At 35.4% G+C, this 407-nt stretch carries 1 protein-coding gene; it reads left to right on the forward strand.

What is annotated here, in order from left to right:
- A partial coding sequence (locus ACRRVB_RS00670; protein WP_490036317.1) for an Rpn/YhgA-type helix-turn-helix domain-containing protein occupies window positions 1–360 on the forward strand: 360 nt, incomplete at its 5' end.
- Between the last annotated feature and the right edge of the window lie 47 nt (window positions 361–407).

A 407-nucleotide genomic window follows, 5' to 3' on the forward strand; every position in this document is an offset into this window, starting at 1 on the left:
GCTTCCTCTACTAACGAAGCAGACGTACGTAAAATAATAGATTCAGATTTAGTGATCCAACGTGCGTATGAAGCCTTAAATCGTTTTAACTGGTCAGAAGAAGAATTAAGGACCTATGAGAAAGAGATTAAGCGTATTATGGATAATCAGGCTGTAGAGGACTATATGAAAAAAAAAGCTAGACAAGAAGGGAGACAAGAAGGGAGACAAGAAGGGAGACAAGAAGGAGAAAAAAATAAAGCCATTTCTATAGCTAGAGCTATGCTTTTAAAAGGATACCCTATGGAAGATATTACTCTCCTTACTGGCTTATCTAAGTCTGATATTCAATATATTAAGCAGACTCTATCTATGCTTTAAATGCTTTTCCCAAAATGAGACCGTTGCAATAGATTTTTAGATTTTAG

Origin of the sequence: Candidatus Cardinium hertigii, assembly GCF_050864855.1 — a bacterium.
GTDB classification, from domain to species: domain Bacteria; phylum Bacteroidota; class Bacteroidia; order Cytophagales; family Amoebophilaceae; genus Cardinium; species Cardinium hertigii_C.